Source organism: Neobacillus cucumis, from assembly GCF_023715505.1.
The window spans coordinates 113,221-137,057 of the sequence record NZ_JAMBOH010000014.1 but is presented as its reverse complement, the minus strand read 5'-3'; the positions used below and the strand labels follow the sequence as shown (position 1 = coordinate 137,057).

The following is a 23,837-nucleotide window of genomic DNA, read 5'->3' as shown; positions in this document are numbered from 1 at the left end:
TAAAACTTTCCTGATTTTTAACATTTTAATTTTAACGTAGAAAAGCGCCTAGTGCCATCCATATAATTGGAAAACCCCTAACGGCTGGGATCATGAAGTTATTTTTTAAAAACATGATGGCCAATCACAAGTGTTGTCGCTCTCGAGTCAAGCCAGCGGTTCGTTGCAGTGGCTGGATTATAGAAGAATAAAGAGCCAGCAGCTACATTGCGTTTTTCATTTATGGCCTCTTGGACTGCCCTAATCGAATCCTCATCCGCCAATTGATTAATTTCTCCATTCCGGACAGGATCAAATTGCCCTTTTTGATAGATAACCTCTTTGATCGAATTAGGAAACGAGGAGCTGGCAACTCGATTAAGGACCACACAGGCGACGGCGACTTTTCCTTGGTATGGTTCACTCTCAGCCTCGGCTCGGACTAATCTTGCAAGCAAATCCAATTCGTTTTCCGAGAATCCTACAGTTATGTCGGCTTTTGAAGAAGTATGTACCGCTTGTCCAATTGCGTTTACTTCCTGAGTTCCTGTATTGACAGTTTGTCCTACATAAATTAAATCAAGATTTTGAATCTGCGGATTGAGTCTCACTAACTCTTGCAATGAAAGATTCTGACTCCTAGCAATTCCAAACATTGTGTCCCCGCTTTTAACAGAATAGGCAAAAGCAGGTGAAGCAAATAATAGAGAAGCTATAACAGAAATGGCAGTAATAAGTTTTTTCAAGGGCATTTTCCTCCAATCGAATTCTCTTATTAATGTCTATTTCTATGAATGGAATTACTAGATTAGTATTACAGAGTATTACAGTTACATTACATAATAATAGAGTTGCATTTTATAGAAAGTGACGATTAAGAGACAAAAAAAGGGTAAAGAAAATAATTCTGGAAAATATAGGTCATGCTATAAGGTGATTCCAATTTTTGAAGGAAGTGAATCGATGGACCTTTTAACTTATTCAGAAAGTTTTTTAAAATATATAAGAGAATATTTAATCTTACGAGTTGTGTTTATGATTGTGATCCTAATCATCATTTCGTTTGTGATTAACCGAAGTGTTGATTGGTTTTTTCGAAAGTCTCACCTTTTGGAGGCTGAGGTTGAACAAACCATCCAAGGGGTAATCCGTTCTGCCTTAAAATACACTTCAGTGACCATCGTGATTGTTTATCTGATTGGACAATTTATGAATCTCAAAGGCTTACTTGCCGGAGCAGGAATTGTCGGTGTCGTTGTCGGACTTGCGGCCCAAGAGGTATTAAAAGATATCTTATTAGGACTAGTTCGGCTGTCAGATCGTGAATTTCGCGTGGGTAATTATGTCACGTTTAATGGGAATAACTCGGGGACAATCGAAGAAATCGGCATTCGTTTTATGCAAATTCGTGAATGGTCCGGCAAATTATTAACGATTCCGCATGGGGAAGTAAGAACCATCCAAAATTTTAATAAAGGAAAAATGCGCGTTATTGAACGAATGACAGTCAGCTATCAGGAAGATCCACAAAAAATGAAGCAGTTGATGGAACAAGTCTGCAGTACTTGTAATGAACAATACTCCCAATGCCTATTGAAAATGGAGGACGGCACCCCTGAGCAGGAATTTCAGTTTATCGGCATAACAGACCTTAATCCTAATCAGAAATATGTCGGGTATGAGCTTTGTATGGTGGGGTTGGTTTGGCCTGATGATTATTTTGAGGTATCGAGACAGGTAAGGTTTGAACTATTAAAGGTATTTCACAAACATCAGATTAATATGCCAGGGATGGTTCTTTATAATGATCCCTTGAATGATCAGACTCTTCCTGATAGGTTATAGGTTTCATGTTTGGGTCTTTGGATCTAATTGTATAAGGAAGGAAAAATTATCAATACTAAAACTGAAAAAATAGCAGAATAGGAGCAGTCAACCATGAAAAAACAGCTAATCACCTGTTTGTTTGTTTGTGCACTCACCTTTACAACCGCTGTTTCATCCGCTGGAGCAGAAGGAAGACCGGCACCGCAGCGGGCATGTATGAATCAATCGGTCATTCAATTAAAGTATCCAATGCAAAAGCTGTGGATTGAACATGCTTGGTGGACAAGAAGTTTTATTGTCAGCAGCCTAGCCGGGCTTAAAGATCAAAATGATGTATTAGCGAGGTTATTAGAAAATCAAGTTGATCTTGGTAATATTATTAAACCATATTATGGGGAACAAGCAGGTAACAAACTTACGAGCTTACTTAAGGAACATATCTTGATTGCCGGTAAAATTATTGAGGCAGCAAAAGCAGGTGATCAAGCAAAGGTCAATCAATTTAATAAAGATTGGATTCGTAATGCCGATGAAATTGTTGCCTTCCTGACTAGTGCGAACCCGAATTGGAACAAACAGGTTCTAACAGATATGTTTTATACAAATTTAAAATTAACAACAACTGAAGTGCAAGACCGATTGAAAGGAGATTGGATGGCCGATATCAAAACGGCCGATACCAATGAGACCCATCTCCTTCATATGGGTGACATTCTTACAGATGGAATTGTAAAACAGTTCCCTAATAGATTTAGGTAAAAAGAGAGGAAATCTATCGTAGACTGATTACGAAAGATTTCCTTTTCTTTTAATACTTATTACTTTTTTTATTTCGATACGCAATAATGTTTGTTTTTAAAGAAGAGTAGGAGCCAATCGCCGCATATCCATAAAACCAGCCCATGAAAAGACCAGAGATAAAGCTGTGTTTGTGACTAATAAAAATGGAAATACCAAGTCCGAATAAAACAGCAATCGTAGGGACAAACCATTTAGGAATTTTAAAATAAACCTTAATGAATTGCGTTAACACCATAATCATCGGGATCGCAAACACAGCATCCCAAAAATTCATCTGAATGGTAGGGAAATCCAAGAAATCCAAGCATAAACACACCTTTTTCCTGTATTATGTGTAAACTGCCCTAAAATTATTTTATCTGAGCTAGGGGTGGCTATAGACTTGAATAAACTATGATAGAATGGGTCTGTCATAATTAATTACATAATTCAAGTAGAAATTGGAGGAATTATAGGTGGAGATAGGGATTAGTACGTTTGTAGAAACCACCCCGGACGTTCAGACCGGAGAAGTAATAAGTCATGCCGAGCGGCTCCGTGAAGTAGTGGAGGAAATTGTCCTTGCAGATCAGGTAGGCTTGGATGTATTTGGGGTGGGGGAGCATCACCGCAAAGATTATGCAGCATCCTCTCCGACATTGGTCCTTGCTGCTGCAGCTACGCAGACAAAACGAATCAGACTGACAAGTGCTGTGACCGTTCTTTCTTCTGATGATCCTGTCCGGGTATTTGAAGATTTTGCTACACTGGATGGTCTATCAAACGGGAGAGCGGAAATCATGGTGGGTCGTGGTTCGTTTATTGAATCGTTCCCATTGTTTGGCTATGATTTGCAAGATTATGATGAACTTTTCGAAGAGAAACTGGATCTTTTATTAAAATTGCGGGAGTCCGAGAAAGTGAGTTGGAGCGGTAAGCATCGTCCAGCAATTAATAATCTGGGTGTCTATCCTCGTTCTGTGCAGAATCCCCTGCCGGTTTGGATTGGCAGCGGGGGAACACCGGATTCCGTTATTCGAGCGGGTTTGTTGGGATTGCCGCTTGTGCTAGCGATTATTGGCGGTCGTCCTGTCCAGTTTGCACCGCTTGTTAAACTCTATAAAAGAGCGGCGGAACAAGCTGGGCATGATGCTTCCAAGTTAACTGTAGCATCGCATTCCCATGGTTTTATTGCTGATGACACTGAGACTGCCGCTGATAAATTTTTCCCGTCTACTCAGCAAGCAATGAATGTGTTAGGCCGTGAGCGAGGCTGGGGGTATTACGATCGGTCCAGTTTCGATGCGGCGCGAAGTTTTGAAGGGGCACTATATGTGGGAGACACTGAAACAGTGGCACAGAAAATCATTCATCTTCGTAAGAAAGTGGGGGTTGCAAGGTTCATGCTCCATGTACCGGTGGGAAGTATGCCGCATGGTGATGTAATGAGAGCAATTGAGTTATTAGGGAAAGAGGTAGCGCCGCGGGTACGGGAGGAAGTTTCTAAATGGGAGGCAGAAGGCAATAGTTAAAATCGAGATACAAAATTACGGCTGTTGAAGGAAAGGTATTTGCCATAATATAGAAGGACATTTCATAACCCCTGAAGGAATAGAAAAAGGAATTGCTCGGGGGATAAGAGGTGGTCATAACCCCTGGAGGAATAGAAAAAGGAATTGTTCGGGGAATAAGAGGCGGTCATAACGCCTAAAGGAATAGAAAAAGGAATTGTTCGGGGGATAAGAGGCGGTCATAACCTCTGAAGGAATAGAAATAGGAATCGTTCGGGGGATAAGAGGTCGCCATAACCCCCGAAGGATAAGAAATAGAAATAGAGTAGTTAGAGGGGATAAGGATAGTTCAAATCCCCAGATCAATATTATTATTCCAATACTAAATCAATCCTAGCTTCGCCAACCCGTAAACAACCCCATCTTCTTCAGCAGAAAGAGTCACCATATTGGCAGCTTGCTTTAATTCATCAGATGCAGCTCCCATAGCTACACCCATTCCTACCAATGAGAGCATTTCAATATCATTTATACCATCACCAAAGGCAACTGCTTCATCAGGAGCAATACCAAGCTTCTCCAATAGCTTTGTGATCCCAACAGACTTGTTTGAATTCGTAAGATTCACATCACAGGTTCGTGCCCCAGAGCTCCATCTACGAAAATCCAGCTCGGGAATTTTAGCCTTATAATGAATTTCTTCCTCCAAATTACAGTGGAGGAACAACTGATAAATATCTTGGTCCATCCAATAATGAGGAGGTGCTAAATCAGGTTTCCACGGATCATGACTATAGGCTTCAACAACAAAAGGATGACTCAAGTCGGTTGCTGTAAAGCTTGAACCACTCAAGAAAGTGAGCGGATGTTGATAATCACCAGATAACTGATGAACCCTTTTTAAGATACTTTTATCAATTGCACTTTGATAGATATCTTTTCCTTCATGATAAACATACGATCCGTTAAAGAAAACCATTGATTCTACCCCGGTTTCCTCTACAACAGAATTTGAAAAATAAGGAGCCCGTCCCGTAGCAATGACTACCTGCATGTTTTTATCTTTTAACCGCTGAATCGCATCCTTTGTGGCGGGGCTGACGGTTTTTCCATGTGGAACTATAGTTCCGTCTATATCTAAGATGACTACCTTATAATTCATCATTCACACTCCTAAGCTGCTGTTCTATAGCTAGATTATCAAATGGATATCCTCAAGTATATCATGACTGTTTAAAAACCATACTCCACTCCAAAAGTGTAAACAAAAAATATGGTAAGTCAAGTTAATGGTACTAATAGCTTTCTCGCAGGCTTAATTTGTATTAGTAATTTATTATATTTAGGTTGATACTTCAGCTATTACTCAGAAAATAAAAAAAGGTTGATAGAATATCTACCAACCTTTTGTAACCTATAAAAACAAGGTTCCAGATACGATAATGCTAAACAATGAACCAAGGATTAATCCTCCTAAGGCAAACATAATTAAAACAACACCGTGCGCTCTACTTCGGTCATGGAAAGTAAAGAAGCCCATTAAAAATGCCGCTGCTCCGAATAAAATAGGAATAAACATGAGAGAAATAACAAAGAATGTCCAACCTAAAATAGGAAAGATGATACCTTGTTTATTGTCCGAATTAGCCCCTTCATGTTTTAAGAAGGTTATTTTTCCGCAGTTTTGACAAACATTTGTGTTGACAACTTCATAAGATCCATTTTGAGAATTGTACAAATCAACCACTCCAATCATTTTTATGGTTCCGTTCCAATGAAAAAAATTAGGATTAAATCTTGAGGCGAAAACGAAGAATGTTGAGGACGATGTTGGAATTAAATTTACTATTCTGAAAATATCGAAAATTCAATATTAGATTACCATAATTTTAATAATTTGCAAATATTCTTCACGTAAAAAGAAATATTATTTTAGAAAGACAAAAATACTCTTACCGTCTTTATTAAATAATCGGACTTGATATGTTATAAGGCAGAGGATCATCTCCGCCTTAAGCATTATCGTTTTACAATGTTTGGTTTTATTCTACTTTAACCTTTATATGATCAACTGCATTATAACCATAGCCTTTTCGGTTCCAGAATGGTTTGGAAGGTTGGTCGTTCCCATGTACATCTGTTGCTTTTGATTTTATCGTATACTCACCTTTTTTAAGAACCTCCCATTGATAATACCAAGTAACCCATGAATACTTCTCGGATGAAGAAGTTAATTGACAGGTCTCCCAAGTTTGACCATCATCTAAACTAATTTCGACTTTGTCTATACTTCCTTTTCCAGTCCAAGCAATTCCTTTTATCTGGTATATTCCTGTAGTCAGTAATTGCCTATTTAATGGATATTGAATCGTGGAATTTACATTGATTGTCATGACAGGAAACTTCCCATTATCATTTTCTTTGTTTGGATAGTAAACGTAGTCCACTGTTTGGAAGGGGCCTTCAAATTCCTTATCAATCACCGTTATTTTTTTTAGCCATTTTACAGAAGCCATGGCATACCAACCTGGTACGACCAATCTCAAGGGAAAACCATGCTTAAAAGGGATTGGCTGATTATTATACTCATAAGCTATGATGGTGTCTGGTTCAAGCGCTTTTTCAATTGGTAAGCTTCTTGCAAAGTTAACTATCTGGTCGGAATCAGGTCTCTCACCGTAATCATAGCCTTCAAAGACTATTTCTTTGGCTGCATCAATCAACCCTGTGTACTGCAATAAGGTTCTCAAAGAAACACCCTTCCAAATTCCTTGACTTATTGCACCTTTTTCCCATTGTTCTCCAAATACCTGTGGTTCAAAAAAGTCACGTTTATTCCCTGAACACTCTAAAACCACTTTGATCGTTCTCGAAGGCAGTGAGTATATTTCCTGTAATGAAAATGTTCTTGGGGTATGAACGAATCCCTGAATTGGAAGAAAGTAGAAGGATGATGTAAAGTGAGGATAAGAAAAATGGTTTCTTCTGTAAAATAAATTTTCATCTACTATATTCTTATTTATAAATTGTATGGGTGTTTCCTGATTTTCTGGGTTCAACGACTTTGTAATTAGGTAGGGTTTTACCCCAGGTTGATGAAATTTTTTCAAGTAACTACCTCCTTAAACTTTACTATTTAATGCATATGTCCTTGAAGACTTATTATTCAAGGTCTTTTATTTGCTCAAAAAAGGCAAATCGAAAGCCACTGCTTCTCGTAGATACAGTGGCTTTTTTGTTTCAGTTTTAGGTAGGTATTGAAACGATAATAAATTATGAGTTCTTTAATAACTTCATCCCAAAGGTTAAAATCTCGAAACTATTTTTGAGGATATAACCATAATTTTTGTTATGATCAATCACAACATCCCCATCCAGATGATTAATCACTATAGGGTCAATAAGGATGGTAATTTCATCGATTTTAAAAACCTCATCATTTTCTGACTGCTCAACCTGAGCAAGTTCATACATATAGGTGGCCCCTCAACCAGTAGTTCGGATCTCGTTAATTCGAACGGTTGGTTCCTTACCAAGCTGAGTTATCAGTTGCTGCTTTGCGTCTGTAGTTATGTTAACCTTCATTTTTTCTCACCTCAATACTTATTTTCCCTATACTCACTGTATAAAACCCTGAAAAAGGTTAGTAAGTCCAAGTATAGTCTATTGTGGCGATTTTGTGAAAATTTATGATTTTGTGTGAGATGTCTCTGTTTTTATAGGAGAGAAACTATGAAAATGGTAAAATAAGAAAACCTAGTTAAAAAGGAGTCAGAACAGATGATGAACAAAATAGAAATCCTTGCTCGTAGAATCCTTGGCTGGAAGCTGAATCGATGGGATCGTTGGTATGATTATGAAAAGGAAGTTTTCATTCCTATTTCAGAGTTTCAACCGGAAGACAACCTCGAACATGCTATCCTCCTAGTTGAAAGATTAAAAGAGCTAGGCTTTGTCTATAAAACAAATGGGACAACCAAGGCTTGTTTTGATGATGTTTGTGAAACGGGTGAAACCTTAGCCCAAGCAATTACAAACGCAGCCTTTTCCATTGCGGATAATAGATCCATTGATGAGGGCTGGCTTTAGTACAAAGGGGGATTTTTCATGAATAAACCAATTATCGGCATTACAGGAGCATATGTAAATCATAATCAATTTATGGAAGGCGTTTATGTTCATCATGATTACCATAAGACAGTCGCCGCCAATGGAGGCATACCGATCATTCTTCCATACATAAATGCGGAACTAGCGATAGAAACGATGCCGCTCTGCGACGGGATTATCTTAAGTGGGGGAGAAGATGTAGACCCACTTTATTATGGTGAGGACCCACATCCACAGTTAGGTCCAACTACACCTGAGCGCGACTTGGCTGAAATCGCTATTGCCAAATACGCATTAGATAACAATATTCCTTTGCTCGCCATATGCAGAGGAATTCAAATTTTAAATGTGGCCTTAGGAGGAACGTTAATACAAGATATTCCAAGCCAAGTCAAAGAGCCGATTCAACACTCGCAACAGGTTACTAGAAGCCGCGACACCCATTCGGTGAACATCCAAAAAGATAGTAAATTATTTCAAATACTGGATACGGAGCAGGTTAGAGTAAATAGTCTTCATCACCAATCAATAAATAAGGTGGCCAAAGATTTACGAGTAGTAGCCGATTCGTCTGACGGGATTGTTGAGGCTGTCGAATATATTTATCCCAACACGTTTACCGTGGGAGTGCAGTGGCATCCCGAATCGATGGCAGGCACCAATGATCAGATGAACAATTTGTTCGTAGAATTTATTAAAAGCTGTTTGAAAGTAACAGTTTGATGAATGGATGGAACGGAGGAATTGATAATGGAAAAAATTTATCTTGATTATAATGCAAGTACCCCATTGGCATCTGAAGTCGTTGATGCCATGCAGCCGCTGCTGACCGACTATTTTGGCAATCCATCAGCCTTACATTGGGCTGGGGAACCTGTAAAAGAGTTATTGCAGAATGCCAGAGAACAGGTGGCTGATTTAATTGGCAGTTCCGCCAGAGAAATTATTTTTACCAGTGGCGGCAGCGAAGCAAATAACCTGGCTTTGAAAGGCTTTTATTTTAAAAATAAACATAAAGGCAGCCACATCATCACCTCTAAAATTGAGCATCCTGCCATCATGAATCCTTGTAGGTTTTTAGAAAAAGTTGGGGCAAAGGTGACATACGTAGGAGTCGACCGATATGGGAGAGTTTTACCTGAAGAAGTCGAAAAGGCGATCACAGATGAGACCATTCTGATTTCGATTATGCACTCCAATAATGAAACAGGTACCTTACAGCCCATCAAAGAGATTGGGGAAATAGCTGAAAGATATGGGATTGTTTTTCATACAGATGCTTCCCAGTCAGCGGGAAAGGTGGCAATCCGTGTGCATGAGTTAAAGGTAGACATGCTCACGATTGCCGGTCATAAACTATATGCACCTAAGGGAATCGGGGCCCTTTATATCAAAAACGGAATCGAACTTGAACCGCTGATTCACGGAGCAGGGCATGAGTTCGGCCTCCGTGCCGGTACAGAAAATACACTACTGGCAGTTGGATTAGGAAAGGCCTGTGAACTCGCGAAGCAGCAGGAAGGTAATCCTGATTTAAAAAATTTGACTAACTATTTTTGGAGTCAATTAAAGGATGCATTTGGGGAGCAGATTGCCTTGAATGGTCATCCTGAACAAAGGCTGCCCAATACCTTGTATGTAAGTTTTGTTAGAAAAATAGGTCAAGACCTGTTATCTGCAATCCCTAGTCTGGCTGCCTCGACAGGTTCTGCCTGTCATGCCGGAAGCATTGAATTATCAACGGTTTTAAAGGAGATGGGTGTAACCGAGGAAGTTGGGATGGGGGCGATTCGCTTTAGTTTAGGCAGGTACACAACAAAAGACGAAATCGATCAGGTCGTAATAGGTTTAAAAAGAATAGTGTAGAAAACAAAGGAATATCAGATATTTACTTGAATTTGAAATTAAATAAGCCATTTGTGAGATGGATTAATCACAAATGGCTTTCATTTTATAACAAACCAACTTCTCTAGCGGCTTCAAAACTATTAATAGCAAATTCAAAAGGATCCCCAACATTCTCCCAGTGCATATACATTAGTCTTGGGTTTTCAAATAGCCAATGGTTATGGAGAGCTGTAACGGTAATTCCTCTACGACGTAAAGCAGATAGGAATGGATTTATCTCTCTTTGGAGTATAACCGTTTCACCTAGATTAAGTGTTTTTCCATTTCTATTGTTTTCAAAGGATAATCCAAATGGAAGGGCAAGAGGTGATTGGGTCCGGCGACCTAAGATAGTAGCGTTTATATTTCTATTACGCATAACCACACATGCAGGTGACGAACTAATTACCATCCCTCCAATAATGTCAGCAAGTTGTTGACAGGTGGATGTATCTGCATCGCGAAAATAATTTAGTGCAGCATTGTTGTTTCTTCTACTTTCATTGCGTCCTGAATTCGATTCGAGTTCATTATCGAATTGATTGTTATCATTAAAATCTGTATCAAAAGTTCTAAAATAATTTTGATTTCCTGTGTTATCATATTCTCTTTGACTCACTTAAGCCCTCTCCTTGTCCATCTTGTTCAAGAACAGTTTATTCATTATTCAAGGTTTGGAATAGGCAAAACTTCCAAGACAAAGAACCATTTTTACTATTCTTTTAAATGTTTTGCTATTGTATAGCCAATTAGATAAGCAGATGCAGATGTATTTCCATCAACTGTAAATGGAATGATTGATGCATCAGCTACAATTAAATTATCCACTCCATGTACATTACCAAACCGATCTACTACTCCACCACGGTTAAATGGAGCCATCCGTAGGGAACTCTGTTGGTGGTGGTTATGACCGAAGTTTTCTTTAATGAATTCTTCAAGTTCATCATCATTTTCAATCATTTCTAGTGTCGGGTTTATAAGCTTATAATTCCGATCTATGCTGGAGAGTTTCTCCGCAATATCTTTAATGTAAGTTTTATAGATTGCTTTAATTGCCTCCATGTCATAGCGGTTATCGAGAAAACCTTCATCTGCTAATACAATTTTTAACGGATCATTACTTTGTATTTTAATGGCTCCCCGACTTCTAGGCTGTAAGAATAAAATAGCAATAGTTAAGTTTCCTTCTGAAAAGATTCCTATTAATTGCACACCACGGCGTCGATCATTTATTCCGCTTAGGGGATTAGGTAAAAAAGCACCACCAGTATAAAGAGCAAATGGGTCTCTTTGTAACTCAGAGACATCTCTTTGATTTACCGTAAATGTAGCAGTATTTAAGGTGTGGTTTGTTAAAAATTCCCCGACATTCGGATTATCAAAAACTACAGGAATGCCGACTTGAATTAAGTCATTAGCTGGTCCAATACCAGACAGCATTAAAAGTTGAGCACTGTTGATCCCTGCTGAAATAATTACTTTTTTCCGAGCGAAGGCTTTTACCTTTTTTCCTTCTTTAAGAAATTCAATTCCAATTGCAGTTTGCCCGTTAAATAGAATACGAAGTGAAGTTGACTTATACATAACTCTTAATTTACGACCATTCACACCAAAACCATCGGGAGTCATCACATCGGAAGATAAAAATGCAGTGGATGAGCTTTCACGTTGTCCATTGTTTTTCTGAAATAGCTGCCATCGAGTAAAAGGCCCAATTGGGGTTCTAGGGTCATTATAATCTAGTATCTTTTTAAAACCAGTTGCCTGTTCCATAGCTGTAACGAGTTTTTTTGTCATACTAGGTGGATAATTTGGTGCCTGCCTGATATTCAAACGACCATTAAACCCGTGAAATTCTGGGCTATTTGTTTTACCATGGAAACTTTCTAATTGTTTAAAGTTTTCTATGGCTTGTTCAGGTGACCAAAGTGGCCCTAAAAGCCTTTCCCATTCTCTTAAAACTGCTGGTGTAGGTCTAACATATTGTTCGCCATTAATAGATGATCCACCACCAGAAAGACGGCCAGTTGTCCATTCAAAAGATCTATTATCCACCCCTTGTTGAGGTATACCTTCTCCTTGCCAAAAATATTGTGAGTAAAATTGTTCCTCTAGTTCGGGTGCAAATCTTGAGTCGCTTATCGGTTGATCCTTATCATTGTTTTCTCCCGCCTCCAAGACTAGGACCGAAGTTTTTTTATCATCTGTGAGTGTCTTAGCTATCACTGCGCCAGCGGGGCCCGTTCCAACAACAATAAAATCAAATGTGTTTTTTGAACTATTTATCATATCCATCCCTCTTTATATCATTAATCTGAAATACGAGAAAATAGGAAGGAGGTAAGATAAAATATCTAATATACTTTCCCCTCATTCTCTAATAAATTTTTTGAAAAAGAAGAGTGGACCATTAATCCACTCTTCTTTTACTTTTTGTAAATAATTTTACATCTGAAACATTATTCGGTATAAATGAAGAAACGTTTAAATCCCTTCCTTGGGTAAGATTTTCAAGACGCCTTATCGCTTCATTAAACTCTTCCACAGTCATTTGTTTTGTTGCAAGTAAGGAAGTAAGGATGGCAAATGCAATTGGAGTCGTATCCACAAATACATCGACTTTCACATCTACATCGGAATTGCCACTTTGTCCAATTGTGTTAATGTTTTCGCTTTTAATCTGTACATTATCTTCTTGGAATGCATGAGAATCGGAGGAGTTGTTATGGTTTCTTGAATTTTGCCAACTAGGAGGGATGTACTGATTCTTATTTCTGTATCTTTCCATTATTTCCACCTATCTTAATTAAGGGTGGAACATTTATATCCCACCCTCAATGGTTAATTAAAAATCTACATCTACATCAGTATTTTGATCTTGCTCGTTGTCTTGTTCTTGATCAGATCTTACACGTGCATTGCTTCTGCTGTTTAGTGTAATATCTACGCGGGAATTTCCTGAGTTATTGATTGTTGCTCTAGCAACATTAGTATTCCTGTCAGTATTACGAACATCTGCCTCTGCATCTGATTCTGAACGATTGCGAACGTCATTTTCAAAATCGTTGTTTACATCCACATTCACATTAGTGTTTGTGTTATTACGACGGTTTCTTCCACTTTCATTTCTTGCCATTTAATAATCCCCCTTAAATTTTTAATTCTTAATTCTAGTCTTCGACATCTACATTAGTGTTTTGGTCTTGTTCACTATCTTGTTCTTGTTCAGTGTTAGCACGAGCGTTGCTGCGGCTGTTTAATGTAACATTCACACGAGCATTTCCTGAATTAGCAACAGTTGCTCTTGCGACATTGGTATTTCTGTCTGTGTTGCGCACTTCAGCCTCTGCTTCAGATTCTGAAGTATTTCTTACTTCATTATCGAATTCATTATCAACATTAACATCCACATTGGAGTTATTGTTGTTATTGTTATTTCTAGCAGAACCCCTAAACACAGATTGATTTCCTTGATTATCAAATTCTCTTGTTCTTCTCAATTGATTCAACTCCTTTCCCTTTTCTATTAAGTATTTTATTCTCGAAATGTACTATGGATTGGACAAGTTACCGAGTATAAATACCTATTTACTGTAAAATAAGAATGAATTTATCTGAAATTTGTAATGTGGACTAAATGAGATATATAAGGAAATGCAGGAGGAGAAGGCTTAGAGAAGGATAGTATTACATTAGAGGCACTATAAAAATCAAGGACTAACGAATGGCCGTTAGCCCTTTTTACATTAGTATTCTTGATCTGATACCATCGATTCAATATACTCATGAAGTTTGTCCTCTTCATAATCATTTAGTTCCCTCATCGGAATGACTGTTAACTTAGTGGGATCATTCCCACGTACTTCCGCAACTAATAACTCATCTAGATACACATTAAAGGCTGGTTCATTCTCATGTGAACTTTTAATTGATTCTTTATGAAAATTCGGTTTCTTTTCTTCCATGACTGTTCCTCCAACTGATTTATTTCCACTTTACTATTTCCAAATTTTAAAGAAACCATTAAATTTTCATTTTCTCGTAATAATAAGGATGGAGGTGATAAAAAATGGAGAAACAAAATAGGTTTCCAGTTCCCATGAATGATATGGGGGAACCGGCTGAAATGAGCCCCGAAAATGAGTCGAAGATACCGATGGTGGAAGTGAACAAACCTACTGACACACAGGACCCGCTAGAGATTAGAGATCGTGCCTCAGTTACGGTATTCTAAGAATAAAACAGGTAAAACAAAATGTTTTGCCTGGTTCAAAATTCCTTCAATCCTAAAATTAGGTTTGGACAGTCTTTGTTATACATGCTAATATGGCTACTAAATTCAAAATGTTTGTAAATTTGATGAGCAATTTGGTTCGCCACCTTAAAACGTGGAATATCCTCACGGACAAACGACTAGTTTAGAATCGTAATTGGACCTGTCAACATCCCTTTTATAGGCTTTTCGATTATCGACTGAGCATAGACTGTTTCCTTAACGGTCATTGAGTCTTGGAAGGATACGTCTCAATAAATTCGCGGAAGGCAGCAAAGCAAGTAAGAGCAAAATAGATGTGAAAAGATAAAATACTTGTAAAAGTGTAAGTAGTATACTATATTAGTTGATATACAATATTTAGTATTTGTCTTTAAGTTTTGATACTAAATATAGATAATGACCGATGAAAATGGTGTCTATATATAGACATAATAGGGAATCTGGTGTAAATCCAGTACTGTACCCGCAACTGTAATTGCTGACGAAATAATCGTATCCACTGTCTTCGGACGGGAAGGGATTAAAGTAGGCTTAAGCATAAGTCAGGAGACCTGCCATTTTTATAGCGTGTTATCTTCTTCGGGAAGTAGGAAGATAGAACGAGGGGTATTCTGACTAATCCAGTGATGCTGCTGTTTTACGAGATCCATCCACGTTTTATTAACCCATCTTCTCTGAAGATGGGTTTTTTACTGTTGTTGAAACAAGTAATAGTGACCGAGCGGTGGGGCGAAAGCTGGTCTAGGGCAAAAAAGCAGATTATTGTTTCCGGGGACGTGTAAAAAATGGTTAACGGTCACAAAATCAGATAATTGTGCCCGTCCACTAGAGAAATGAGTATTAAAGGTCACAAAAAAAGATATTTACGACCGAACTCCAAAAATTCGGGGAGACATGGTCACAAAAAGGGGTAATCATATGACTGTTAAAAATCATCCTGAAATGGATACTGTTTTAGAAGCCATCAAAAGAGCAAATGAAAAATACAAACTGGATACAACACAGCTAATCCAAAAGATAGCGGAACTCGAGGAATCTTCACGATACGAACAATCATTGCTCTATTCCTTAAATCAAATCTCCATGGAAGATCCCAACTGGACCTTTCTTGCAGCAAACCTATTTTTAAATGATTTATATCATAAAGCAGCTAAACATAGAGGATACAACCATGCAGAAAAATACGATGATTTTTATAGACTGCTTACCTATCTTACGAAAATAGGAATCTACTCGGAAGAACTATTAAATAATTATACCAAGGAAGAGATTGATACCTTGGGATCTGAAATAGATCCAAACAAAGATTATTTGTTTAATTACATAGGCTTATTTTTATTAGCGGACCGATATCTTGCAAAGGATTATGAAGGTAAAACTTACGAATTACCTCAAGAACGGTTCATGATTATCGCGATGACTTTAATGAAAAACGAACCAAGGGATAACCGGATCTCATATGTAAAAGAAGCTTACTGGGCATTAAGCAACTTGTATATGACCGTTGCTACACCGACCCTCTCGAATGCCGGTAAAAGCTTTGGACAGCTTTCCTCCTGTTTTATTGATACGGTGGACGATTCGTTAGACGGAATTTATTTAAACAATTGGGACATAGCCCGTCTGAGTAAAGATGGCGGCGGTATTGGCATTTATCTTGGAAAAGTCCGTGCCTTAGGGTCCGATATTAAAAAATTCAAAGGGAATTCATCCGGGGTCGTCCCGTGGATCAGGCTGATCAACGATACGGCTGTGAGTGTGGATCAGCTAGGACAAAGACAAGGAGCCATCGCCGTTTACTTAGATGTTTTCCATAAAGACATGATGAATGGCTTTTTAGATTTAAAAACAAACAATGGCGACGAAAGACGAAAGGCACATGATATTTTCACGGGTGTTTCCATCCCAGATCTGTTTATGAAGAAACTGGAAGAAGTTGATGAAAACGGCCGAAGCATCGGAGAATGGCATACCTTTTGTCCGCATCAAGTCAAACAAATCATGGGCTGGAAGGATGAAGACGGAACGCCTCTTGGTTTAGAAGATTTTTATGACGAGCTGGAGGAAAAGTTCTTTACTGAAAAATACGAAGAAGCGGTAAGGCATCCATTACTGCCAAGGAAAACGTATCGGGCAATGGATATTATGGCGCGGATTATGATTTCTCAATTAGAAACAGGGACTCCGTATATGTTTTATCGAGATGAAGTCAATAGGCAAAATCCTAATAAACATATAGTAGGAATGGGACGTACGTCTATTTTTTGCAGCAATTTGTGTACGGAGATTGCTCAAAACATGTCTGCTACGACCATTGTCAAAGAATATAAGGATGAAGATGGAAATATCGTAATTGTTCGCAAACCTGGGGATTTTGTAGTTTGTAATTTATCTTCTATTAATCTACCTAAATCAGTGGATGTTTTAGAACGGTTAATTCCCATTCAGGTAAGAATGTTAGATAACGTCATTGATCTTAATACTATTTCAGTCGGACAAGCCGAAGCGACCAATAAAAAATATCGTGCCATTGGTTTGGGTACATTTGGCTGGCACCATCTCCTTGCCTTAGAGGGGATTTTCTGGGAATCAGATGAGGCCGTTTCATTTGCCGATCAACTTTATGAGGAAATTGCCTACTATACCATTCGTGCCTCAATGTTGTTAGCAAAGGAAAAAGGCTTTTATAGTAAGTTCGCTGGGTCAGAATGGCAAACGGGCCGTTATTTTGAACGAAGAGGTTATAAAAGTAAACGGTGGAATCAGCTAAAAGTGGATGTTTCCAAATTCGGAGTAAGAAATGGCTGGATGATGGCCATTGCTCCTAATTCATCAACGGCAAAAATCGGTGGTTCGACAGATGGAATTGATCCATTGTATGCGGTCGAATACGCTGAAGAAAAGAAGAATTTCAAATTTAAAGTCACGGCACCCGATTTAGATCATAACACTTATAACTATTATCGCCGGTCGAGACATGTCTTGGATCAGACTTGGAGCATTCAACAAAATGCTGCCCGTCAGCGGCACATTGATCAATCGATTAGCTTTAATCTTTATGTTCGTCATGACATTAAAGCGAAGGAATTATTGAATCTTCATATGGAAGCCTGGAAGCAAGGTTTAAAAACAACCTATTATGTGAGAAGTACATCTCAATCAGAAATCCAAGAATGCGAAGCATGTCATAGTTAGTGAATAAACGGAGGTATTTACAAAATGATTCATACACCATTAACCAAAATTAAACTATTAAACCCGGAATATCCTAATAAGTCAACCGGAATTATCAATGGCAATTCTTCAGGTCTGTTGAATTGGAATGATATCGCCTATCCAAATATGTATGATTTGTATCAAACCCTGCTTGCAAATTTTTGGAAGGCGCAAGAAATTAATATGCAGGATGATATTAAACAGTGGGATTCTTTAAGTGATATAGAAAAAGATGTTTTCCTGCGAATAAACACACAGCTTGCTTCACTTGACAGCCTGCAAACACCTACGATGAGTCAGGTCATGGATTATGTAACAGACTCTAGCTTCAAAGCAATCTTTGCCGTGATTTCACAGCAAGAAGCGGTCCATAATGAATCCTATTCTTATATCTTAAGCTCATTAGTTCCAATTGGCGAACAAAATGAGCGCTTCAATCAAGCCAAAATGGATCCGATTGTTAGGAAGAGAAATCAATTGATATTGGATGCGTATGAGAATTTTCGCGAGAATCCAACGCCGCAATCGTTATTTCAATTATGCGTGAATTCTATAAATCTTGAGGGTATTTATTTTTACGCAGGTTTTGCCTTTTTCTATCATTTAGCTCGTCAGCAAAAAATGCTGAAAACCAGTACCATGATCAGTTATATCCAGCGTGATGAAATGCAGCATGCCTACTTTATTGCCCAGTTTATCCGCATTCTTTTAACGGAAAATCCTGATCTTCATACAGATGAGAATATTAACTATGTATATCAAACCATCAACGAGGCAGTCGAGCTGGAAAAGGAGTGGGCTCATTATATTTTAGCTGAAATAAAAGGTATTGATTTACTGGAATTTGAAGGGTATGTTGAGTATCTGGCGAATAAGAGATTGAGACAGTTGGGATTGAACAATTTATATCCTGAAAAAATAAACCCTATGCCATGGATAAAAGTGTTTGGAGACGACATGGTGAATGAGACGAAGTCGGATTTCTTTGAGCAAAAATCAAGGACGTACTCAAAAGTCTCACAGTCCAATGGATTTGACGAATTATAAGATGAAGATTGCGATTGTGTATTCGTCTGTAACTGGAAACACGAAAGAATTAGCCGAAGTAATTTATCGGAACTTCCTCGGCCATACAGTCGACGTAATGATGTATAGGGTTGAAGACTTTTCTCCTGCTTATTTAAGAATCTATGATGCGATTGCGATTGGGACTTATACTTGGGGAGATGGTGAAATTCCTAAAGAAATGTGGAAACTCTATCAAGCCTTAGAGGAGCTTAACAATAAAGACTTGGTTACAGCAGTTTTCGGTACCGGGGATAGCTTTTATCCGAACTATTGTGGTGCAGTTAATTTATTTAGGGATATGTTATACGCTCACACAAACCTTGCTGCCACGTTGAAGGTTGAACTGCTTCCGCAAATACAGGACTTCCAGCGCAGTCAAAAGTTTGTGGATTCGATCATAAAAAGGTTAAATCAATTAGCTCACAACTCGGAGCACAAGAATAAACTACAACAAAAATCGCCATGATATTTCTGATGCAAAGGTGCTGGTGTCCATGAAAAATTTCCATTGCTGTGCAACCTGTGAATATTTTAAGGCGGAGAAAAAAACAGAAGGAATAAACTATTATTGCGGCCGGTTAGGTTATGAAACAAAGCCGAACTACAAATTTAATTGCTGGAACCCCAAGGAGCATATACAAAAATTAATGAATAAAACATCAGAATAAGGATTCAAAGAAAGCGGCCTTTCAAAGGAAAGGTCGTATTTATTTATTCAACAAGGACAAGACATAAAGAGGAAAATGGAGATCTCAATGCAGGGAACCTTCAAAACTTCAGAGATATTCTTTTTAAAAGAGTTAGAAAAATCTGCATAAGTGTTTGATTATGAAGAATATAATTGATTTTTATGATGCAAGGATTCTTTTTATGCAAAAGACGAACATTATTATTAATTGACAAACAAATATTCGTGTTATACAATCAACTCTGTGTTTAAGATAAAAAGTATTTAAAACTCAACTTAAAGAAGTGGATGAAACCGTGCACTTTCGGAAAACTACATTTATTAACCAAGTAATTTTTAATTAAAAACTATTTACGTACAAAACTTAAATATGGAGTGATAACACATGGAAAATGTATTTGACTATGAGGATATTCAACTTATACCAGCAAAATCTATTGTAAACAGCCGGACTGAATGTGATACAACCGTTACATTTGGCGGACGTACGTTTAAGCTGCCTGTTGTACCTGCAAATATGCAGACAATTATAGATGAGAAGATTGCCGTCTATTTAGCGGAAAATAATTACTTCTATATTATGCATCGTTTCCAGCCAGAGAAGAGATTAGATTTCGTTAAAGACATGCAAGCACGAGGGTTGTATGCATCGATTAGTGTGGGTGTCAAAGAAGACGAGTATCGTTTTATAAAGGAATTAGCAGAAGAGAATCTTACACCAGAATACATTACAATTGATATTGCACATGGTCATTCTAATGCTGTCATCAATATGATTCAGCATATCAAGAAACACCTTCCTGGCAGCTTTGTTATTGCAGGAAATGTTGGAACCCCTGAAGCGGTTAGGGAATTGGAGCATGCCGGTGCAGATGCCACAAAAGTCGGTATTGGACCAGGTAAGGTTTGTATTACGAAAATTAAAACAGGGTTTGGTACTGGCGGCTGGCAATTAGCTGCACTTAGATGGTGTGCAAAAGCAGCAAGCAAGCCTATTATTGCCGATGGAGGCATCCGTACACATGGGGATATCGCCAAATCGATTCGATTTGGAGCATCGATGGTCATGATCGGTTCGTTATTCGCAGGGCATGAAGAATCACCAGGAGAAACCGTTGAAAAAGACGGAGAACTGTATAAAGAGTATTTTGGTTCTGCTTCCGAGTTTCAAAAAGGTGAGAAGAAAAATGTCGAAGGCAAAAAGATGTATGTTAAATTTAAAGGGGCTTTAAAAGATACCCTAGTGGAAATGGAACAGGATCTGCAATCTTCGATTTCTTATGCTGGCGGCAACAAGCTCTCAGCGATTAGAAACGTTGATTATGTCATTGTTAAGAATTCCATTTTCAATGGAGATAAGATCTATTAAGGAATTGTTTTAAACTAAATATAAGTAATGTAAAGTGAGCAAGGTTCTATAAGGACTTGCTCACTTTCTAGTTTGAAAGCATTTTTAGTCATTAAAATGAGTAATTGGTTTGGCATTTTTTATATTAGTTTTAGGTTAAAAATATTACAATAAAATTTCTAAGATTAATTCCCTCATAAAAAATAGACTCCTTTCGAACATTTATATATAGTTTAATAAAGAATGGATCTTTTTTTCTGTTCAGCTATTAACATTAAAATCAACTTCATGAACAAGGGAATAGGGGAGAGTTTTTTTGAAGGAGTTTGTGGTTTGTTATACCTTAGAAAACGATATAAAACGAGAAAGAATAATGAAAGAGTCAACTATTAAAAAAGAAGATGTGGTCCAAGAAATACTAAAAAAAATCGAACAACGGAAATACTTTCTTGCGAAGGACAGTAAAGGAGATTGCTGGATTAATAGTTCCTTAATCCGTTATATACGCGTAAATGAAAAGAAACGGCTTAAATATAATCTCATCCATATGTTGTAACTGATTATTGCCTCTTAAATCAACTTTGAGTAACCAATTATACAGGGGAGAGAAGATGAATGTCAGAAGAAACATATCAATCTCGTGAAGAGCGAAAACGAGCAGAAAGAGAAAGACAGAATGAACAAAGGAGTAATCGAATCCCGAAAAAAACTTCCTTGTTAAAGAAGGTCATTATTGTCTGTCTGGTGCTTGGACTCATTTCAACAGGAGCAGGAGCGATAACGTTCGCTTCCATGATTAAGGATGTGCCTAAATTGGATTCTTCTAAACTGGTAGATCCGCTTTCGACGAAATTTTATGATAAAAATGGAAACTTTTTATATGAATATGGTAAGGAAAAACGAACAAAAATCACGTATGAACAAGTTCCTAAAGTGCTCGAACATGCGTTTATTGCTACGGAAGATTCCCACTTTTATGAACATCATGGAATCGACATTAAAAGGACGGCCAAAGCTATTTTAGTCAATTTAACAGGGGATTTCGGATCACAAGGCGGTAGTACGATTACGCAGCAGGTGATAAAAAATTCATTTTTAACTCCAGAAAAAACATTAAAGCGAAAAATTCAAGAATGGGACCTGGCGTATCAGTTAGAACAAAAGTATTCTAAGCATGATATTTTAATGATGTACTTAAACAAAATCTATCTTGGAAACCGATCATATGGTGTGGCTGCAGCAGCGAAGAATTACTATGGTATTGAAGCGGATGAATTGGACAAATTGACGCTGGCACAGGCGGCAATGCTAGCGGGACTGCCACAAAGTCCAAATAATTATGATCCAACAAAGCCAGAAAACAGAGATGATGCCACGAAACGCCGTAATATTGTTTTAAGTTCAATGCTAAGAGATGGTTATATAACAGCGGAACAAATGAAGGATGCAGCAAAAGTTCCCGTAACAGAGGGGCTAGTAGGAAAGACCACACAACAAAGTATGCCTTACGAGGCCTTTTTGGATGCTGTGGTGAAAGAGGTAAAGGGAAAACTAAAGGATGTTGACATCAGCACAGATGGGTTATCTATTTATACGACACTGGATCCAAAGGCACAGGATTATGCAGATAAAGTGATGAACACCAATGAAGTCATTGCCTATCCAGATGCAAGTTTTCAGGGAGCTTTCGTCTTTTTAGATACAAAGACAGGGGAAGTCAGGGCGATTGGAAGTGGGCGAAACGAATATAAAGCACAATTCCTTGGCAACAATTTCGCCGTCGATTTAAATCGCCAGCCAGGATCTTCATTTAAGCCGATTTTTGACTATGGCCCTGCGATAGAAAAGTTAAAATGGTCCACTGCCCATTTAATCAATGATCAGGCAACTTTCTATTCAACCGGTCAGCCCATTTCAAACTGGGATCACCAATATCATGGTTTACTGACGATTAGGACAGCACTTGAAAAATCTTATAATATTCCTGCGTTACTAACGCTTAGAGAGGTTGGACTTGATAGGGCCAAGAACTTTGCGGAACAGCTGGGGATTACTTTTAAAAATAATCTAGTATATGAATCTTATTCAATTGGGAGTAATACCGTCAATCCTGTAGAAATGGCAGGAGCGTACAGTGCTTTTGGTAACGATGGTGTCTACAATAGACCACATTTTGTCCAAAAAGTTGTTTTTCCAAATGGAAAAGTCGTTAATTTTGCCGAAAAACCAAAACGTGTAATGCAAGATTACACTGCCTATATGGTAACGGATATGTTACGATCAGTCGTAAACGAGGGGACAGGGACTACTGCAAATGTCCCAGGATTAGATGTTGCCGGGAAAACAGGAACAACCAATTTTGATGCTAAGACGCGTGCAAGATATGGTTATCCAAGTACTGCAACAAATGACAGCTGGTTTGCTGGTTATACACCACAATACACCATGGCCGTCTGGACTGGATATGCACAAAACGGCTCTGGAAACTATATGGCTGGTAATACGACGAAAATTGCTCAGTATATGTTTAAAGCCATGATGCAATCCTTTGGAACGGACTCTTCCAATTTTCAGCAGCCAGAAAGTGTATACAGCTACAATAATGAACTATATATAAAAGGAAACAGCTCAGCAGAAATCCCTGTAAAACCTAAAATCAACAAAGAAAAAGCAACTCCTAAAAAGGTTGAAAATACTCAAAATATGAAGGAAAAAGGTAAGGATAAGGGCAAAGCCAAGGGGAAACATAAAAAAGACTAAGTGGAATGGAAGCATGGGGACGTATCTTATGCTTCCATATAACGAGAACTATCCCAAAATATTGGGTATCCCTTTAGTATTTCGAGTTTAAGAAACATTACAAAGAGTTTTTTAACCTCAATATTTCCAATGACATTTTTACAGATAGTTGAAAAGAATTTCCAAGATCTTATGATTAAATAAACTGACGAAACCTAATGAGAATAAAATTAAGCCAATAATCCAACAAATTGGCGCAGCTTCTTCGGTTAGGCCATTGTTCCAAAAGAACGATCCTAACAATATAAATAAGATTCCAATCACAATTACAATTAATGCTGCCAGCAAATTAAATCACCAACCTTTTTCACATCTTATTATTTTACTGCTCGTCAGTTGAATGAT

Annotated in this window: 25 protein-coding genes, 1 pseudogene and 1 riboswitch; of the genes and pseudogenes, 13 read left to right on the top strand and 13 right to left on the bottom strand. The window is 38.0% G+C overall.

Annotated features, from left to right (window positions below; genetic code table 11):
* Positions 1-98 precede the first annotated feature (98 nt).
* On the bottom strand, positions 99-731 hold the full coding sequence (locus M3226_RS19435; RefSeq protein WP_251568321.1) for a cell wall hydrolase: 633 nt from the start codon (positions 729-731) through the stop codon (positions 99-101).
* A 211-nt stretch (positions 732-942) separates the two neighbouring features.
* On the opposite strand from M3226_RS19435, the gene M3226_RS19430 reads away from it, so the two are divergent.
* Both M3226_RS19430 and M3226_RS19425 read left to right on the top strand, forming a co-directional pair.
* Positions 943-1,824, top strand: a complete 882-nt coding sequence (locus M3226_RS19430) for a mechanosensitive ion channel family protein (protein WP_374110641.1) — start codon at positions 943-945, stop codon at positions 1,822-1,824.
* Positions 1,825-1,917: 93 nt separating this feature from the next.
* The gene (locus M3226_RS19425) at positions 1,918-2,565 is read left to right on the top strand and encodes a glycosyltransferase (protein ID WP_251568305.1); all 648 of its coding nucleotides are present in this window, start codon (positions 1,918-1,920) and stop codon (positions 2,563-2,565) included.
* Positions 2,566-2,614: 49 nt separating this feature from the next.
* On the opposite strand, the gene M3226_RS19420 is transcribed toward M3226_RS19425, so the two are convergent.
* Positions 2,615-2,902, bottom strand: a complete 288-nt coding sequence (locus M3226_RS19420; RefSeq protein ID WP_251568366.1) for a hypothetical protein — start codon at positions 2,900-2,902, stop codon at positions 2,615-2,617.
* 160 nt (positions 2,903-3,062) lie between these two features.
* On the opposite strand from M3226_RS19420, the gene M3226_RS19415 reads away from it, so the two are divergent.
* A complete protein-coding gene (locus M3226_RS19415; protein WP_251568303.1) occupies positions 3,063-4,118 on the top strand; it encodes an LLM class flavin-dependent oxidoreductase in 1,056 nt (351 codons plus the stop codon).
* Positions 4,119-4,479: 361 nt separating this feature from the next.
* On the opposite strand, the gene M3226_RS19410 is transcribed toward M3226_RS19415, so the two are convergent.
* The 4 genes from M3226_RS19410 to M3226_RS19395 all read right to left on the bottom strand — a co-directional run bounded on the left by M3226_RS19410 (position 4,480) and on the right by M3226_RS19395 (position 7,571).
* Entirely contained in the window at positions 4,480-5,262 is a 783-nt protein-coding gene (locus M3226_RS19410; protein WP_251568301.1) for a Cof-type HAD-IIB family hydrolase, read from the bottom strand.
* A gap of 249 nt (positions 5,263-5,511) precedes the next feature.
* On the bottom strand, positions 5,512-5,835 hold the full coding sequence (locus tag M3226_RS19405) for a hypothetical protein (protein ID WP_251568299.1): 324 nt from the start codon (positions 5,833-5,835) through the stop codon (positions 5,512-5,514).
* 304 nt (positions 5,836-6,139) lie between these two features.
* Positions 6,140-7,207: a sulfite oxidase gene (locus tag M3226_RS19400; protein ID WP_251568292.1), complete on the bottom strand. Its 1,068-nt coding sequence runs from the start codon at positions 7,205-7,207 to the stop codon at positions 6,140-6,142.
* A gap of 163 nt (positions 7,208-7,370) precedes the next feature.
* Entirely contained in the window at positions 7,371-7,571 is a 201-nt protein-coding gene (locus M3226_RS19395) for a hypothetical protein (protein ID WP_251568289.1), read from the bottom strand.
* Positions 7,572-7,877: 306 nt separating this feature from the next.
* On the opposite strand from M3226_RS19395, the gene M3226_RS19390 reads away from it, so the two are divergent.
* Genes M3226_RS19390 through M3226_RS19380 form a run of 3 tightly spaced genes read left to right on the top strand, consistent with a single transcriptional unit; the run spans position 7,878 to position 10,073 of the window.
* Positions 7,878-8,186 carry a BC1872 family protein gene (locus M3226_RS19390; protein ID WP_308211961.1) on the top strand — a complete coding sequence of 103 codons (309 nt, stop codon included), beginning with the start codon at positions 7,878-7,880 and terminating at the stop codon, positions 8,184-8,186.
* A gap of 18 nt (positions 8,187-8,204) precedes the next feature.
* The gene (locus M3226_RS19385) at positions 8,205-8,930 is read left to right on the top strand and encodes a gamma-glutamyl-gamma-aminobutyrate hydrolase family protein (protein WP_251568287.1); all 726 of its coding nucleotides are present in this window, start codon (positions 8,205-8,207) and stop codon (positions 8,928-8,930) included.
* A gap of 27 nt (positions 8,931-8,957) precedes the next feature.
* The gene (locus M3226_RS19380) at positions 8,958-10,073 is read left to right on the top strand and encodes a cysteine desulfurase family protein (protein ID WP_251568285.1); all 1,116 of its coding nucleotides are present in this window, start codon (positions 8,958-8,960) and stop codon (positions 10,071-10,073) included.
* 85 nt (positions 10,074-10,158) lie between these two features.
* On the opposite strand, the gene M3226_RS19375 is transcribed toward M3226_RS19380, so the two are convergent.
* The 6 genes from M3226_RS19375 to M3226_RS19350 form a co-directional block, all read right to left on the bottom strand.
* Complete coding sequence (locus M3226_RS19375; RefSeq protein ID WP_308211960.1) at positions 10,159-10,713, bottom strand: DUF1259 domain-containing protein; 555 nt, start codon at positions 10,711-10,713, stop codon at positions 10,159-10,161.
* A gap of 95 nt (positions 10,714-10,808) precedes the next feature.
* On the bottom strand, positions 10,809-12,392 hold the full coding sequence (locus M3226_RS19370; protein WP_374110640.1) for a GMC family oxidoreductase: 1,584 nt from the start codon (positions 12,390-12,392) through the stop codon (positions 10,809-10,811).
* A gap of 115 nt (positions 12,393-12,507) precedes the next feature.
* Positions 12,508-12,885, bottom strand: coding sequence for a hypothetical protein (locus tag M3226_RS19365; protein WP_251568277.1), 378 nt, complete (start codon positions 12,883-12,885; stop codon positions 12,508-12,510).
* 57 nt (positions 12,886-12,942) lie between these two features.
* Positions 12,943-13,233, bottom strand: coding sequence for a hypothetical protein (locus M3226_RS19360; RefSeq protein ID WP_251568275.1), 291 nt, complete (start codon positions 13,231-13,233; stop codon positions 12,943-12,945).
* A 34-nt stretch (positions 13,234-13,267) separates the two neighbouring features.
* Positions 13,268-13,597, bottom strand: coding sequence for a hypothetical protein (locus M3226_RS19355; RefSeq protein WP_251568273.1), 330 nt, complete (start codon positions 13,595-13,597; stop codon positions 13,268-13,270).
* 246 nt (positions 13,598-13,843) lie between these two features.
* Entirely contained in the window at positions 13,844-14,062 is a 219-nt protein-coding gene (locus tag M3226_RS19350) for a hypothetical protein (RefSeq protein WP_251568271.1), read from the bottom strand.
* Positions 14,063-14,166: 104 nt separating this feature from the next.
* Between M3226_RS19350 and M3226_RS19345 the strand changes: the two genes are divergently transcribed.
* Positions 14,167-14,331: a hypothetical protein gene (locus M3226_RS19345; protein ID WP_251568269.1), complete on the top strand. Its 165-nt coding sequence runs from the start codon at positions 14,167-14,169 to the stop codon at positions 14,329-14,331.
* Between the two features lie 179 nt (positions 14,332-14,510).
* On the opposite strand, the pseudogene M3226_RS19340 reads toward M3226_RS19345, so the two are convergent.
* Positions 14,511-14,609: pseudogene (locus tag M3226_RS19340) on the bottom strand (hypothetical protein); the annotation flags it as partial.
* A 157-nt stretch (positions 14,610-14,766) separates the two neighbouring features.
* Positions 14,767-14,946: riboswitch (cobalamin riboswitch) on the top strand.
* Between the two features lie 345 nt (positions 14,947-15,291).
* On the opposite strand from M3226_RS19340, the gene M3226_RS19335 reads away from it, so the two are divergent.
* The 6 genes from M3226_RS19335 (at position 15,292) to M3226_RS19310 (ending at position 23,453) form a co-directional block, all read left to right on the top strand.
* Positions 15,292-17,568 carry a ribonucleoside-diphosphate reductase subunit alpha gene (locus tag M3226_RS19335; RefSeq protein WP_251568266.1) on the top strand — a complete coding sequence of 759 codons (2,277 nt, stop codon included), beginning with the start codon at positions 15,292-15,294 and terminating at the stop codon, positions 17,566-17,568.
* A 24-nt stretch (positions 17,569-17,592) separates the two neighbouring features.
* Entirely contained in the window at positions 17,593-18,636 is a 1,044-nt protein-coding gene (locus M3226_RS19330) for a ribonucleotide-diphosphate reductase subunit beta (protein WP_251568264.1), read from the top strand.
* Entirely contained in the window at positions 18,617-19,123 is a 507-nt protein-coding gene (locus M3226_RS19325) for a flavodoxin domain-containing protein (RefSeq protein WP_251568262.1), read from the top strand. The genes M3226_RS19330 and M3226_RS19325 overlap by 20 nt, the downstream gene beginning before the upstream one ends.
* A 607-nt stretch (positions 19,124-19,730) precedes the next feature.
* Positions 19,731-20,714 (top strand): GMP reductase, encoded by a 984-nt coding sequence (gene guaC / locus M3226_RS19320; RefSeq protein WP_251568260.1) that lies wholly within the window; start codon positions 19,731-19,733, stop codon positions 20,712-20,714.
* A gap of 295 nt (positions 20,715-21,009) precedes the next feature.
* Positions 21,010-21,249 carry a hypothetical protein gene (locus M3226_RS19315; RefSeq protein WP_251568258.1) on the top strand — a complete coding sequence of 80 codons (240 nt, stop codon included), beginning with the start codon at positions 21,010-21,012 and terminating at the stop codon, positions 21,247-21,249.
* A gap of 59 nt (positions 21,250-21,308) precedes the next feature.
* The gene (locus tag M3226_RS19310) at positions 21,309-23,453 is read left to right on the top strand and encodes a transglycosylase domain-containing protein (RefSeq protein ID WP_251568256.1); all 2,145 of its coding nucleotides are present in this window, start codon (positions 21,309-21,311) and stop codon (positions 23,451-23,453) included.
* The last annotated feature ends 384 nt before the right edge of the window (positions 23,454-23,837 follow it).

What these genes read in the sequence shown, in the direction of transcription:
- M3226_RS19435 (WP_251568321.1), bottom strand. Translation starts at nt 731, where the DNA reads ATGCCCTTGAAAAAACTTATTACTGCCATTTCTGTTATAGCTTCTCTA.
- M3226_RS19430 (WP_374110641.1), top strand. Translation starts at nt 943, where the DNA reads ATGGACCTTTTAACTTATTCAGAAAGTTTTTTAAAATATATAAGAGAA.
- M3226_RS19425 (WP_251568305.1), top strand. Translation starts at nt 1,918, where the DNA reads ATGAAAAAACAGCTAATCACCTGTTTGTTTGTTTGTGCACTCACCTTT.
- M3226_RS19410 (WP_251568301.1), bottom strand. Translation starts at nt 5,262, where the DNA reads ATGATGAATTATAAGGTAGTCATCTTAGATATAGACGGAACTATAGTT.
- M3226_RS19395 (WP_251568289.1), bottom strand. Translation starts at nt 7,571, where the DNA reads ATGTATGAACTTGCTCAGGTTGAGCAGTCAGAAAATGATGAGGTTTTT.
- M3226_RS19390 (WP_308211961.1), top strand. Translation starts at nt 7,878, where the DNA reads ATGATGAACAAAATAGAAATCCTTGCTCGTAGAATCCTTGGCTGGAAG.
- M3226_RS19385 (WP_251568287.1), top strand. Translation starts at nt 8,205, where the DNA reads ATGAATAAACCAATTATCGGCATTACAGGAGCATATGTAAATCATAAT.
- M3226_RS19380 (WP_251568285.1), top strand. Translation starts at nt 8,958, where the DNA reads ATGGAAAAAATTTATCTTGATTATAATGCAAGTACCCCATTGGCATCT.
- M3226_RS19370 (WP_374110640.1), bottom strand. Translation starts at nt 12,392, where the DNA reads ATGGATATGATAAATAGTTCAAAAAACACATTTGATTTTATTGTTGTT.
- M3226_RS19365 (WP_251568277.1), bottom strand. Translation starts at nt 12,885, where the DNA reads ATGGAAAGATACAGAAATAAGAATCAGTACATCCCTCCTAGTTGGCAA.
- M3226_RS19360 (WP_251568275.1), bottom strand. Translation starts at nt 13,233, where the DNA reads ATGGCAAGAAATGAAAGTGGAAGAAACCGTCGTAATAACACAAACACT.
- M3226_RS19350 (WP_251568271.1), bottom strand. Translation starts at nt 14,062, where the DNA reads ATGGAAGAAAAGAAACCGAATTTTCATAAAGAATCAATTAAAAGTTCA.
- M3226_RS19345 (WP_251568269.1), top strand. Translation starts at nt 14,167, where the DNA reads ATGGAGAAACAAAATAGGTTTCCAGTTCCCATGAATGATATGGGGGAA.
- M3226_RS19335 (WP_251568266.1), top strand. Translation starts at nt 15,292, where the DNA reads ATGACTGTTAAAAATCATCCTGAAATGGATACTGTTTTAGAAGCCATC.
- M3226_RS19330 (WP_251568264.1), top strand. Translation starts at nt 17,593, where the DNA reads ATGATTCATACACCATTAACCAAAATTAAACTATTAAACCCGGAATAT.
- M3226_RS19325 (WP_251568262.1), top strand. Translation starts at nt 18,617, where the DNA reads ATGGATTTGACGAATTATAAGATGAAGATTGCGATTGTGTATTCGTCT.
- guaC (WP_251568260.1), top strand. Translation starts at nt 19,731, where the DNA reads ATGGAAAATGTATTTGACTATGAGGATATTCAACTTATACCAGCAAAA.
- M3226_RS19310 (WP_251568256.1), top strand. Translation starts at nt 21,309, where the DNA reads ATGTCAGAAGAAACATATCAATCTCGTGAAGAGCGAAAACGAGCAGAA.